The sequence below is a fragment of the Aeromonas sp. EERV15 genome, from assembly GCF_900079845.1.
GTDB classification, from domain to species: domain Bacteria; phylum Pseudomonadota; class Gammaproteobacteria; order Enterobacterales; family Aeromonadaceae; genus Aeromonas; species Aeromonas sobria.
Map to the genome: position 1 here is coordinate 44,339 of NZ_FKKY02000010.1, position 13,046 is coordinate 57,384.

Annotated in this window: 13 protein-coding genes; 3 read left to right on the forward strand and 10 right to left on the reverse strand. The window is 61.5% G+C overall.

Annotated elements, in window-relative coordinates; translation table 11 throughout:
* Positions 1–10: 10 nt before the first annotated feature.
* The 8 genes from nirC to BN4575_RS22295 form a co-directional block, all read right to left on the reverse strand.
* A complete protein-coding gene (gene nirC, locus BN4575_RS10435; RefSeq protein WP_068978141.1) occupies positions 11–823 on the reverse strand; it encodes a nitrite transporter NirC in 813 nt (270 codons plus the stop codon).
* Between the two features lie 57 nt (positions 824–880).
* The gene (gene nirD, locus BN4575_RS10440; RefSeq protein WP_041202829.1) at positions 881–1,198 is read right to left on the reverse strand and encodes a nitrite reductase small subunit NirD; all 318 of its coding nucleotides are present in this window, start codon (positions 1,196–1,198) and stop codon (positions 881–883) included.
* Complete coding sequence (gene nirB / locus BN4575_RS10445) at positions 1,198–3,744, reverse strand: nitrite reductase large subunit NirB (RefSeq protein ID WP_068978142.1); 2,547 nt, start codon at positions 3,742–3,744, stop codon at positions 1,198–1,200. The genes nirD and nirB overlap by 1 nt, the downstream gene beginning before the upstream one ends.
* A gap of 271 nt (positions 3,745–4,015) precedes the next feature.
* Positions 4,016–5,344: an HslU--HslV peptidase ATPase subunit gene (gene hslU / locus BN4575_RS10450; protein ID WP_042018389.1), complete on the reverse strand. Its 1,329-nt coding sequence runs from the start codon at positions 5,342–5,344 to the stop codon at positions 4,016–4,018.
* A 68-nt stretch (positions 5,345–5,412) separates the two neighbouring features.
* Positions 5,413–5,946, reverse strand: a complete 534-nt coding sequence (gene hslV, locus BN4575_RS10455) for an ATP-dependent protease subunit HslV (protein WP_005342555.1) — start codon at positions 5,944–5,946, stop codon at positions 5,413–5,415.
* A 188-nt stretch (positions 5,947–6,134) separates the two neighbouring features.
* A complete protein-coding gene (locus tag BN4575_RS10460; protein ID WP_068978143.1) occupies positions 6,135–6,980 on the reverse strand; it encodes an SPOR domain-containing protein in 846 nt (281 codons plus the stop codon).
* A 3-nt stretch (positions 6,981–6,983) separates the two neighbouring features.
* On the reverse strand, positions 6,984–8,729 hold the full coding sequence (argS, locus tag BN4575_RS10465) for an arginine--tRNA ligase (protein ID WP_068978144.1): 1,746 nt from the start codon (positions 8,727–8,729) through the stop codon (positions 6,984–6,986).
* Positions 8,726–8,902: a hypothetical protein gene (locus BN4575_RS22295; protein WP_157830680.1), complete on the reverse strand. Its 177-nt coding sequence runs from the start codon at positions 8,900–8,902 to the stop codon at positions 8,726–8,728. Before BN4575_RS22295 ends, argS begins: the two co-directional genes overlap by 4 nt.
* Before the next feature lie 136 nt (positions 8,903–9,038).
* On the opposite strand from BN4575_RS22295, the gene BN4575_RS10470 reads away from it, so the two are divergent.
* The 3 genes from BN4575_RS10470 to BN4575_RS10480 all read left to right on the forward strand — a co-directional run bounded on the left by BN4575_RS10470 (position 9,039) and on the right by BN4575_RS10480 (position 10,997).
* Positions 9,039–9,605, forward strand: coding sequence for an LON peptidase substrate-binding domain-containing protein (locus BN4575_RS10470; RefSeq protein ID WP_068978145.1), 567 nt, complete (start codon positions 9,039–9,041; stop codon positions 9,603–9,605).
* Between the two features lie 140 nt (positions 9,606–9,745).
* Positions 9,746–10,315 (forward strand): sigma-70 family RNA polymerase sigma factor, encoded by a 570-nt coding sequence (locus BN4575_RS10475; protein ID WP_068978146.1) that lies wholly within the window; start codon positions 9,746–9,748, stop codon positions 10,313–10,315.
* A complete protein-coding gene (locus BN4575_RS10480; protein WP_068978147.1) occupies positions 10,308–10,997 on the forward strand; it encodes a ChrR family anti-sigma-E factor in 690 nt (229 codons plus the stop codon). The genes BN4575_RS10475 and BN4575_RS10480 overlap by 8 nt, the downstream gene beginning before the upstream one ends.
* 66 nt (positions 10,998–11,063) lie before the next feature.
* On the opposite strand, the gene bacA is transcribed toward BN4575_RS10480, so the two are convergent.
* Entirely contained in the window at positions 11,064–11,879 is an 816-nt protein-coding gene (gene bacA, locus BN4575_RS10485; protein WP_068978148.1) for an undecaprenyl-diphosphate phosphatase, read from the reverse strand.
* A 114-nt stretch (positions 11,880–11,993) separates the two neighbouring features.
* Entirely contained in the window at positions 11,994–12,983 is a 990-nt protein-coding gene (gene galM / locus BN4575_RS10490) for a galactose-1-epimerase (RefSeq protein ID WP_068978149.1), read from the reverse strand.
* Positions 12,984–13,046 lie beyond the last annotated feature (63 nt).

Below are 13,046 nucleotides of genomic sequence, written 5' to 3' on the forward strand. Positions count from 1 at the left end.
GGCCTCCGGATCAGGCGGTTTGGGTCTGGTTGGCGGTGCTGGTGGTCTCGCTTACCGCGACCGGGCGCTCAGCTTTCGGGGTGGCATACCAGTAACCGAGGCCCATAAAGAGGACGCCGGAGACGGTGTTGCCCAGGGTCACCCACAGCAGGTTGTGGCCTATGCCCCCCAGGGTGTAGGCATCCGAGTGGGCACCAAACCAGGAGAGGGCAAACAGGGTCATGTTGGCGATGGAGTGCTCGTAGCCGGAGGCGATAAAGGCCAGCAGGCACCACCAGATGGCGATGAAACGGGCGGCCCCTTCGGTGCGCAGCGCCATCCAGATGGCGAGGCAGACCAGCCAGTTGCAGAGGATCCCCTTCATAAACAGGGTCAGGGCCGGAGCCTGGGTCTTGGCCAGCGCCACCTTGTGGGCCAGGCTGCCCGCGTCCGGCAGCAGGCTGCCACCGTAGGAGTAGATGAGCGCCACCACGATGGAGCCAATCAGGTTGCCCGCCCAGGTCTGCGGCAGGATGCGCAGCAGGTCGGCCATGGTTATCTTGCCGCTTTTCACCCCGAAGGTGAGGAACATGGTGTGGCCGGTGTAGAGCTCGGAGCCGGCGATGATCACCAGGGTCAGGGCGATACCAAAGGTGGCCCCCATCACCAGCGGCCGGATGGCGGGATCAACCAGATTGCCGAGGGTGAAGATGAGGATGATGCCGAGGCCCACATAGGCCCCCGCCATGGTGGAGCTGAGCCAGAAGCCGAGCTTGTCGCTGCGCTCGAAGCGGTTGATGCGGGCCGCATTGGCGGCGCACTTGTTAATGGTTTCCGTGTACATCTTGTGAGTCCTTGAAAGGGCTGCCCTCTGGCAGCCCGAAAGAGAGTGAAATCGGCTTTAGACGGCGACCCAGACCTGCTGGTCGCGTACTTCAACGGGGTAGCTTTGAACCGACATCGCAGGGTTGTCGAAACAGTGGCCATCGCTCAGGCGAAAGCGCTGCTTCTTGAGCGGGCTGGCGACCCAGAGTTCACCGTCGTGTTCGCAGATCAGGCCCCGCGACAGCACGTTGGCGGCGAAGAAGGGATCCCGGTTGTCGATGGCGAACACCTCGGCGGCCGCGCTCGGGCGGAACAGGGCGATCTGGCGACCTTCAATGAGTGCACAGACGCCGGTTCCCGGCAGGATGTCGTTGAGTTGGCAGGCAAGTTTCATCATTTGGTTTCCACCTCGATCTGGTAGACGGGGATGCGTTCGGCCGGGGTGGCCGGTCGGTGCTGGTCGCGCTCGCTGACGAACTGGACGTCCGGGTCGCGCTTGTCGCTGTTGATGAAGTGGCTGAATCGCTTGAGCGCTTCCTCTTCGTTGAGGGTGCGCGACCACTCGCACTCGTAGCTGTCGATGAGAGTCTGGATATCGCGCTCCAGCGTGTCGGCCAGTCCCAGCTTGTCGTCGACGATCACCTCGCGCAGGTAGTCGACGCCCCCTTCCAGATTGCCGAGCCAGACCGAGGTGCGCTGCAGTTTGTCGGCGCTGGTGACGTAGAACATCATAAAGCGGTCGATCAGCTTGATGAGGGTCTCGCGGTCAAGGTCAGAAGCCAGCAGATCGGCGTGGCGCGGCTTCATGCCGCCGTTGCCGCCCACATAGAGGTTCCAGCCCGCGTCGGTGGCGATGATGCCGACGTCCTTGCCCTGGGCTTCCGCACACTCGCGAGTACAGCCGGAGACACCGAACTTCATCTTGTGCGGGGTGCGAATGCCCTTGTAGCGGTTTTCGAGGAAGACCCCGAGGCCGACGCTGTCCTGCACGCCGAAGCGGCACCAGGTGCTGCCGACACAGGTCTTGGCCATGCGCAGCGCCTTGGCGTAGGCCTGACCGGTCTCGAAACCGGCCGCCAGCAGTTTGCGCCAGATGGCCGGCAGATCATCCTTCTGGGCCCCGAACAGGCCGATGCGCTGGGCACCGGTGATCTTGGTGTAGAGCTGGTAGTCGCGGGCCACTTCGGCCACCGCCAGCAGCCCTTCCGGGGTCACTTCGCCACCGGCCATGCGCGGGATGACGGAGTAGCTGCCGTCCTTCTGCATGTTGCCGAGGAAGATGTCGTTGGTGTCCTGCAGCGGGGTGTTGCGCGGGCTCAGCACATGCTCGTTCCAGCAGGAGGCGAGGATGGAGCCGACGGTCGGTTTGCACACTTCGCAGCCATAGCCCTGACCGTGCTTGGCCAGCAGTTCGTCGAAGCTCTTGATCCCCTCCACCTTGACCAGATGGAACAGCTCCTGACGGGAGTGGGGGAAGTGGGCGCAGAGGTGGTTGTTGACCTCGATGCCCTGCTTCACCAGCTCGGCGTTGAGCACCTGGCTGATGAGCGGCACACAGCCGCCACAGCCGGTACCGGCCTTGGTGTGCTGCTTGATGGCAGCCAGGGTGGTGTGACCTTCGGCCACGGCCTTGGCGATGTCGCCCTTGGAGACGTCGAAGCAGGAGCAGATCTGGGCGCTCTCCGGCAGGGCATCCACCCCCAGCGTCGGTTTGGCACCGGCGTAGGCGGGCAGGATCAGGGTGTCCGGGTGGCTCGGCAGCGGCAGGGCGTTGAGCATCATCTGCAGCAGGTTGCCGTAATCTTCCACATCCCCCACCAGCACGGCGCCGAGCAGGCGGCTGTTGTCTTCGCTCACCACGATCTTCTTGTAGACGCCAGCCTGGTCATCCTGAAACACATAGCTGTGGCTGCCCGGGGTGCGGCCATGGGCATCACCGATGGAGCCGACGGAGACGCCGAGCAGCTTGAGCTTGGCGCTCATGTCCGCCCCTTCGAAGCGGCTGTCGCCGCCGAGCAGATGGTCGACGGTGATCTGGGCCATCTTGTAGCCCGGTGCCACCAGCCCGAAGAAGCGGCCCTGCCAGGCGGCGCACTCGCCGATGGCGTAGATATCGGGATCGGAGGTGAGGCAGTGATCGTCGATGACGATGCCGCCGCGCTCGGCGATGGCGAGATCGCCGTAGCGGCCCAGGGTGTCTTGCGGGCGGATGCCGGTGGAGAAGACCACCACGTCCACTTCCAGCTGGCTGCCATCGGCAAAGGCGAGGCGGTGTTTCGCCTGCTCACCGCCATTCATCAGGATCTCGCTGGTGCTCTTGCTGGTGTGTACCTGCACGCCCATGGATTCAATCTTGCGGCGCAGCAGCTGGCCGCCTTGACCGTCGAGCTGTTCGGCCATCAGCACCGGAGCAAACTCCACCACGTGGGTCTCGAGGCCCAATGCCTTGAGGGCACCGGCGGCTTCGAGGCCAAGCAGGCCGCCACCGATCACCACCCCGTTCTTGCCGCTTTTGGCGGCGTTGCGGATGGCTTTCAGATCCTCGATGGTGCGATAGACGAAGCACTCGTGGTGCTGGCTGCCCGCAATGGAGGGCACCCAGGGGTAGGAGCCGGTGGCCAGCACCAGCTTGTCGTAACCGACCACAGTGCCCTTGTTGGAGTGCACTTCGCGGTTGGCCCTGTCGATTGTTTTCACCGCTTCGCCGAGCAGCAGGCGGATGCCGTGCTTGTCGTAGAAGCCGGGTTTGACGAGGGAGAGATCTTCACTGGTGTGATGGGAGAAGTAGGAGGAGAGATGGACGCGATCGTAGGCGGGACGGGGTTCTGCACCGAAGACGGTGATCTCGTAGCGGCCCGGGTCGGCCCGCTCGATCAGCTCTTCGATGAAGCGGTGCCCCACCATGCCGTTGCCCACAACGACCAGTCTGACTTTGCTCATGATTGCCTCTAGTTTGGAGTAATAAAACATCATTCTGGGGCTAGGCTACCCAGTCGGTCGGGGCGGGCAATTGATGCAAATCAAGTGTCTATTTATATATCTCGTCAGAGGTAATCCCTTGAGATTAATAGTTATATCTAAGTAGGTAGACCAGTGGTGCAGTGGATCTGGCAGGTTGTCTGGCTAGTTAAAGAAGGGAGTGGGATGGGGGGAGATGAAAAAAAACGCCTCCATACAGGGAGGCGTTCGACCAGCGGGGTGTTGAGCAGGCTTACAGGATGTAGCGGCTCAGGTCTTCGTCTTCGATCAAGGCGCCGAGGTGGGCGTTGACGTAGTCGGTGTCGATGACGAAGGTCGCACCAGATTGCTCGGAGGCATCATAAGATATGTCTTCCATCAGCCGCTCCATCACGGTATGCAGGCGGCGGGCACCGATGTTTTCGGTGCGCTCGTTGACCTGCCAGGCGGCTTCAGCCAGTCGGCGGATGCCCTCTTTGGTGAACTCGATATTGACCCCTTCGGTGCCCATCAACGCCTTGCTCTGGGCGGTCAGGGAGGCGTTCGGCTCGGTCAGGATCCGCTCGAAATCATTGGTGGTGAGCGCGGTCAGCTCGACCCGGATCGGCAGACGACCCTGCAGTTCGGGGATCAAATCTGACGGCTTGGCGATCTGGAAGGCGCCGGAGGCGATAAACAGAATGTGGTCGGTTTTGACCATGCCGTGCTTGGTGTTGACGGTGCAACCCTCGACCAGCGGCAGCAGGTCGCGCTGAACCCCTTCACGGGAAACGTCAGGGCCTGAACTTTCGCCACGCTTGCAGACCTTGTCGATCTCGTCGAGGAACACGATGCCGTTGTTCTCGACGGCGGCGATCGCTTTTTGCTTCAGCTCTTCCGGGTTAACCAGCTTGGCCGCTTCCTCTTCGATCAGCGCCTTCATGGCCTCTTTGACCTTGATCTTCTGCTTTTTTTTCTGGCTCTGGCCGAGGTTCTGGAACAGCCCCTGCAGCTGATTGGCCATCTCTTCCATCCCCGGTGGGGTCATGATTTCGACCCCCATCGGGCTGGCGGAGAGCTCCAGCTCAATCTCTTTGTCAGCCAGCTGACCTTCCCGCAGTTTCTTGCGGAAGATCTGGCGAGTGTTGGAGTTGTCGGCTTTCTCCTCCTCACCCCAGGTATTGCGCGGGTTGGGCAGCAGGGCGTCGAGGATGCGCTCTTCGGCGGCTTCCTCGGCACGGAATTTCATCTTCTCCATCTCGGTCTCGCGCACCAGCTTGATGGCGACATCGGTCAGATCGCGGATGATGCTGTCCACTTCCTTGCCGACATAGCCCACTTCGGTGAACTTGGTCGCTTCGACCTTGATGAAGGGGGCGTTGGCCAGCTTGGCCAGACGGCGGGCGATCTCGGTCTTGCCGACCCCGGTCGGGCCTATCATCAGGATGTTTTTCGGGGTCACTTCATGGCGCATCTCTTCATCGAGTTGCATCCGGCGCCAGCGGTTACGCAGGGCAACGGCGACGGCACGCTTGGCATCGGCCTGGCCAATGATGTGACGATCCAGCTCGTGGACGATTTCTCTTGGAGTCATCTCGGACATGATAGGGTTCCTGTATCCGGGGCGGGCAGCGCCCACCCCTTGAAGAATGTGGTCGTTGGCTCGCGCCGTTATTTGGCCGCGTAGTCCAGCACTTCAATGGTGTGGTTGCCATTGGTAAAGACGCAGATATCACCGGCGATCTTGAGCGACTTCTCGACAATGGTCCTGGCATCCAGCTCGGTGTTTTCCAGCAGGGCGATGGCGGCGGATTGGGCGAAGTTGCCGCCGCTGCCGATGGCGATAAGATCGTGCTCCGGCTGCACCACGTCACCGTTGCCGGTGATGATGAAAGATTTGTGTTCGTCGGCCACGGCCAACAGCGCCTCGAGGCGGCGCAGGGCGCGATCGGTGCGCCAATCTTTGGCCAGCGCCACGGCGGCGCGCTCCAGATTACCCTGATGGGCCTGCAGTTTTGCTTCGAAACGCTCAAGCAGGGTGAAGGCGTCGGCGGTACCGCCAGCGAAACCGGCCAGCACCTTGCCGTTATAGAGACGATGAACCTTGCGGGCGTTGCCCTTCATGACGGTGTTGCCAAGAGAGACTTGGCCATCGCCACCGATGACGACCTGACCGTTGCGGCGAACTGAAACTATGGTAGTCACTTTACTTACCTCGCTTGAGCCGAATGACGGCCTGACTGTGCATGGCGAGAAAGATGGGGATGGCAAAGCGGCTTTTCAACCCTGCCTTTTATCGGGATAAACGTTGTGACGGGATGCCGGGGTGGTGAGCGGCCCCAAAAGAACAGGGCCGGATGTTGCCACTCGGCCCTGCGTCATCGGTAAGCGGATTACCCTTTCTTGGGAATACAGCCGCTGATGCCGGAGCTCTGCAGCTTGCGGTTGGCCGCATCGACGGCAGCCTTGCCGTTGAAGGGGCCTACCATCACCTTGTAGACGGTGCCGTTGGCGCCATTGATCACCTGCAGGCTGGAGGAAAGACCAGCGCCAAAGGCGATGCGTGCCTTGAGCGACTCTGCAGAATCCTGCGAGCGCAAGGCGGCGCACTGCATCATATAGCGGCCATTGTCGGTCGCGGCCGGTTGTGCCGGGGCACTGGCGGGCTGGGCTTTGGCGGCAGCGGCGCGCTCCCGTTCCAGCTCGGCGCGGATCTCCCGCTCCATCCGCTCCCGTTCGGCTTTGCGGTCGATCGCCTGCTCTTGCGCGCTGGCAACCGGTGCACCCGAGGTGGAGGGGGTGGTCGCCGGATTGGGCAGATAAGGCTTGGGTTGGCCAATCGGGGTACCCGGCTGGGGGATGTCGGTCGGCACCGGTTGCGGCAGTTTGCTCGGCTGCAGGGTCAGGGTCTCTGCCGGTGGTGGTGGCAGCACACCCGGCTGGGTGGGCGGCTCTATGATATCGACCTGCTTGTTTTCCAGCCGCTCGATATAGCTCCACTTCTCCTGTGGCAGCCCGTTATTCTGCGTTTTTGGCTTGTTGGCCTTTACCTGCTCTTCAATGGTGGGGGCGTCGTTGCCCTTGCCGTTGATCATGTAAAGGAAGCCGCCAAAACCTGCCAGCAGTGCTGCGACCAGCAGGATTGGAATAACAGGAAAGCGGCGAGGGGCCGCTTTCTTGGTATTGCGGCCACCCGCCCGACGTCGCGGGCGGCTGCCGACATAATCCCGGGTTGCCATCTATTACATGCGCTCCAGGGTATGGATACCCAGTACACCGAGGCCCAGCTTGAGCACTTTGGCGGTGGCGGCGCACAGCAGCAGACGGCTCTGACGGCTTGCTTCGTCCACGCCATCCTTGTTGATCGGGCAGGCTTCATAGAAGGTCATGAAGTTGCCGGACAACTCGTACAGGTAGGTACAGAGCAGGTGCGGCATGCCTTTGTCTGCCACGCCGTTGACCGCATCGGAGAACTGGATCAGCTTCTGGGCCAGCACCTCTTCGGCCTCCTCGTTCAGGGTCACGTTGCCGGTCAGCGTGCTGGCATCGATGTTGGCCTTGCGGAAGATGGACTGGATACGGGTGTAGGCATACTGCAGGTAAGGGGCAGTGTTGCCTTCGAACGACAGCATCATGTCCCAGTCGAAGATGTAGTCGGTGGTACGGTTCTTGGAGAGATCCGCATACTTCACCGCGCCCATGGCGATGGCGTTGACCACGTTGGCCTTCTCTTCGGCGGAGAGGTCGCTGTTGCGGCTCTCCAGCAGGGCGGCGGCGCGCTCTTCGGCCTCGTTCAGCAGATCAACCAGCTTGACGGTGCCACCGGAGCGGGTCTTGTAGGGACGACCATCCTTGCCCAGCATCATGCCGAAGGCGTGGTGCTCGAGCGGTACGGATTCCGGCACATAGCCCGCTTTGCGGGTGATGGTCCAGGCCTGCATCAGGTGCTGGTGCTGACGGGAGTCGATGAAGTACATGACACGGTCGGCGCCCAGAGTTTCATAACGGTATTTGGCACAGGCGATATCGGTGGTGGTGTAGAGGAAACCGCCATCGCTCTTCTGGATGATGACGCCCATGGCCTCGCCATCCTTGTTCTTGAACTCGTCCAGGAAGACCACGGTGGCCCCTTCGCTCTCGACCGCCAGCCCCTTGGCTTTCAGGTCGGCAACGATTTGCGCCAGCATGTCGTTGTACATGGACTCGCCCATGATGTCCTTGTTGGTCAGGGAGACATTCAGGCGGTCGTAGTTGATCTGGTTCTGTTCCATGGTCATGTCGACCAGCTTCTTCCACATGGTGCGGCAATACTCATCGCCACCCTGCAGCTTGACCACGTAGTTACGGGCACGCTCGGCGAAGGCTTCGTCTTCGTCGTAGCAACGCTTGGCCTGGGTATAGAAGGCTTCCAGATCCTTGAGCGCCATGTCGCTGGCGTGCTCGTTGGCCATCTTCTCCAGATAGGCGATCAGCATGCCAAACTGGGTACCCCAGTCGCCGATGTGGTTGGCACGCACTACTTTGTGGCCGAGGAACTCCAGCGCACGAGCGGCTACGTCACCGAGTACGGTAGAGCGGATGTGGTGCACCGCCATCTCTTTGGCCACGTTGGGGGCGGAGTAGTCCACCACCACGGTCTGCGGGGTCGGCAACTTCACGTTGGCGTTGGCAGAGGTCACCATGGCCTCGACCTGACCGGCCAGCCAGCGCTGGTCGAAGAAGAAGTTGATAAAGCCGGGGCCGGCGATCTCGACCTTGGCGATCAGGTCGGAGGCAGGCAGATGCTCGATGATGGCAGCGGCCAGCTCACGCGGGTTCTTGCGGGCCGGTTTGGCCAGCAGCATGGCCAGGTTGGTAGCCAGGTCGCCGTGAGCTTTTTCCTTGCATCGGTCTACTTGCACGCGGGCTTCCAGGTCCGCCGGCAGGATGCCTGCTGACTTGAGATTGGCTACCGTTTGTTCAAGTAGATGATGAATATGCTCTTTCATAACTGACCACCAAGGTTGCGCGTCGAAAAATGACTGATATATAAGGGCGTGAATTTTACCCGCATCGGCCCGAGAAAACTATAGGGATGACCCGCCGCTCGCTGTCGGGCGGATATTTCACTGCTTTTGGCGCCAATATCCGGAAGATTGACCGTAATATGGTGCTTATCCATTTCTACTGCATATCGAAGCGCCTTGTCCAGGCTATTTTCCCCTGATTGTTAAGGGTTTTTCCTTTCCCGATGACGGGAATGATCTCCTCCCTCTGGCCCGGCGTATCAACAGAGGTTACCAACCGAGGAGTTTGCGATGCGACTGGCGCTGTTTCCCCTTTCTGCCCACCTGCTGCCCGGCGGCATCATGCCGCTGCGGATCTTCGAACCGAGATACCAGCGGATGATCGCCGAGGCGGGGGAGTCCGGCTTTGCCCTCTGCATGGTGGACCCTCGCCAACCCGATGCCCTGCGCAACATGTTGCCCATCGCCACCCGGGTCACCATCATCGACTTCGACCAGCTGCCGGACGGCATGCTGGGGATCACGGTGCAGGGGATGGAGCGGGTGCAGATAGATGATCTGTGGCAGGAGCCAGACGGCCTGCGCATCGGCGAGGTGACGCCGCTGACGGCGTGGCCATCACAGCGGCTTCATCCCGATCAGCAACCGCTGGTGGAGGCGCTGCAGGAGGTGTTTGCCGACTACCCCGACTATGCCGCTCTTTATACCGAGCCGCGCTGGGATGATGGCAACTGGGTGGCGCAGCGCTGGCTGGAGGTGCTGCCGATCCCCCCCGAGCAGAAGCAGTTGTTGCTGGTGGCTGCCGACAATCAACCGGCCATGGCCCTGCTCAAGGGGGTGCTGGTGGCCAGCCACTGATTTTTTCTGACCCGCTGATCCGCCAGCGCTGCAAGGTCGTAATAGTCATCACCACAGCACGCTCGACAGCACATCAAAGGGATGGCGCAATGGCATATACTGGCCAACCACACTCGACCATACGCAGGACATCACCCGTGATGGATAACCCTAATGGCGACCTGAAAGCCCTGTTGATCCGGGTGGCAGAGCACGCCGACAAGGCGGCCTTTGCCCACCTGTTCCAGCACTTCGCGCCGCGCATTCGCAGCTACGGCTTGCGCCATCTCGGCAGCGAGGCCAACGCCATGGAGCTGGTACAAGAGACCCTGCTGCTGGTGTGGCAGAAGGCGCGCCTCTACCACCCCGAGAAGGGGGCGCCGACCACCTGGATCTACACCGTGATGCGCAACCAGTGCTTCGACATGCTGCGCCGTCGTCGCGCCAGCAAGGAGGATCTCTGTGCCGAGGAGCTGTGGCCGGTGCTGGAGTTTCAGGCCGAAGAGGAACACCTGAGCGGCGGTGAGGATGCGGTACTGACCCGCCAGATGGCCCACTATCTGGGCACCTTGCCGGAGCCGCAACAGCAGGTGGTGCGCGGCATCTATCTGCAGGAGTTCTCCCAGCAGGAGCTGGCGGAGCGACTCGGCGTGCCGCTCGGTACCATCAAGTCGCGCCTCAGACTGGCGTTACAGAAACTGAAAGAGCAAGTGGAGCAAGGCCATGATTAAAGCCCATCCGACCGACCCTATGCTGCGCGCCTTTGCCGCCGACGAGCTTCCTCTGCCGCTGGCGGTGGGGCTCTCCGCCCACTGTGAACTCTGCCCGGATTGCGCAGCCCGATTGAAGACATTTGAAGAGGAGTTGGCGCAGCAATATCTTGCCTCGCCAGCAGAGCCCGAGCTGGCCTCCCGCGATGAAGTGGCGCTGGACGCCGGATTAGACGCCATGCTGGCGGGTATTCTGGCGCAGCCCGAACCGGTTGCCGCACCCGTTATCGAGCTGCCCTTTGCCCAGCCCACCGAACTGGAGGTGGCCGGTCACGCCTACCGTTTGCCCCGGGTGCTGGCCCGCTACCGTTCGCCCAAGTGGCGCCATATCGGGGCCATTCGTCAGCAGAGCCTGCCGCTGGACGAGATGGGTGCCCGCGCCAGCCTGCTCCATATCGAGGCCGGTGGTCGCATCCCCGAGCACACCCATCAGGGTTATGAGCTGACCCTGCTGCTGGCGGGCACTATCGAGGATGGGGATACCCGTTACAAGGCGGGAGATTTCATCTGGCGCGATGCCAGCCACTCCCACAGTCCGCACACGCCGGACGGCTGCCTCTGCTATACGGTGCAGGATGCGCCGGTGCAGTTCACCAAGGGGTTGTCGCGGCTGCTTAACGGTATCAGCCAGCACCTCTACTGATCACAATGAAGCCATAGAAAAAGGGACCAAATTGGTCCCTTTTTTCATTCCATTGCTGGCTGCCGGTCAGGCGACAAACACCAGATAGACGGCGAACGCCACGATAAAGCGGTAGATGGCGAACGGGATAAAGTCGATCCGGCGGATCAAGGCCAGGAAGGTCTTGATCGCAAACATCGCCACCACGAAGGCAGTGATAAAGCCCACTGCAAACATCGGGAAGTCGGCCATCGAGAGAAAGTCGCGGCTCTTGTAGAGATCCAGCCCGCTGGCCGCCACCATCATGGGCACCGCCATGAGGAAGGAGAACTCGGCGGCTGCGTGACGGCTGATCCCCATCAGCATGCCACCACTGATGGTGGCGCCGGAGCGGGAGAAACCGGGCCACAGGGCCAGACACTGGAACAGGCCGATACCGAATGCCTGTTTGTAGCTGATGTCATCCAGGGTTTCGGCGGTGACGGCAGGGCGGCACTTCTCGGCGATGATCAGCAGGATGCCGCCGGCCACCAGCGCGTACATCACTGTCTCCGGGCCAAACAGGTTGGCTTTGATCCAGCTGTGTACGGCGAGGCCGATGACGATGGCGGGCAGCATGCCGAGGATGATATGCACCAGCGACAGGGTGGCGTGATCCTGGGACGGCTTCTGGCCAAAGTGGATGCCAATCAGGCCGAACAGGCGGCGCCAGAAGACAGCGACCACGGCGAGAATGGAGCCAAGCTGGATCACCACTTCGAAGGTGGCAGCCTTGGGGCCTTCAAAGCCCAGCAGATGGCCGACGATAATCATGTGGCCGGTGGAGGAGACGGGGAGAAACTCGGTCAGCCCCTCGACGACGCCCAGAATAAAGGCGACCAGCAGGCTATAAGTGTCAGTCATCGAACAGAATCCTTGCTACGTTGATGCAAAAAAAGCCCCGACAGAGAATTCGGGGCGGCTTATCTTGCTCGATTGTGACTGATGAGGCTATGTAAAAATCGTGAAACCTTTAAGTCAGTCGCGGATAAAACGGTAGCGGGTCTGGTGGTGATAACGCCCGCCCGGCAGCAGCCAGGGGTTGCCCAGCTCGGGTCGATTGGGGCTGTCCGGCAGCAGTTGCGCCTCAAGACAGAAGCCGTCGTGATCCCGGTGCGATTGGCCGCTGCGGTTCGGGGTATTGGTCAGCCAGTTGCCGGTATAGAACTGCAGCGAGGGCTGGTTGGTGTAGACCTCCATCGCCAGCTGCTTGTCGCCCGAGACTACCCGAGCGGCCCATGCTGATGTCGGGCCGTTGAGTAGAAACGCGTGATCGTACCCCTTGGCCTGTTGCTGCTGGGAATGGCTCAACCAATCCTGCCCGACAAGGCGCTCGCGGCGCAGATCGAATGGCCCCTCCACCGGAGTGATGGCGATCGGCAAACCGCTCGGGTCGCTGGGCAGGAAATGGTCGGCATTGATGCTGATGAGGTGGTCACGCACATCGCCGCCATCGGCTTGCCCATCGAGATTGAAGTAAGCGTGGCTGGTGAGGCTGACCGGAGTTGTGGCATCCGTGCTGGCCATAAAATCGACCACCAGATCGCTCTGCTCCAGCCGGTACTCCAGGGTCACCCGCAGATTGCCGGGAAAGCCCTGATCCCCCGCTCGGGAGAGCAACATCAGCTTGACCCGATCCGCCTCCAGCTCCTTGATCTGCCAGCGTTGGCGATGAAAGCCTGCCTGCCCGCCATGCAGGCAGTTGGGTGCCTGATTGGCATCCAGCGGCCAGCGCTCGCCATCGCGCACCAGCTCGGCGCCGCCAATGCGGTTGGCAAAGCGGCCAGCCACCGCCCCCAGCCACACCTGCTGGGTGGGATAGGCGTCGTCGGCACAACCCAGTAGCACCTCACGGCGCTGACCAGCTACCGGCAGAGTGAGGGAGGTGAGGGTGGCGCCAAAATCGAGGCCGCGCAGGCGCAGCCCCTCCTCATTTTCCAGCTCGAATGGGGTCATGGCGCTGCTCATAACTTGCCTGCACCGGTGTTGCCGATCCGGCAGACGTAGCCGTCGGCCTGCATCATAAATGGG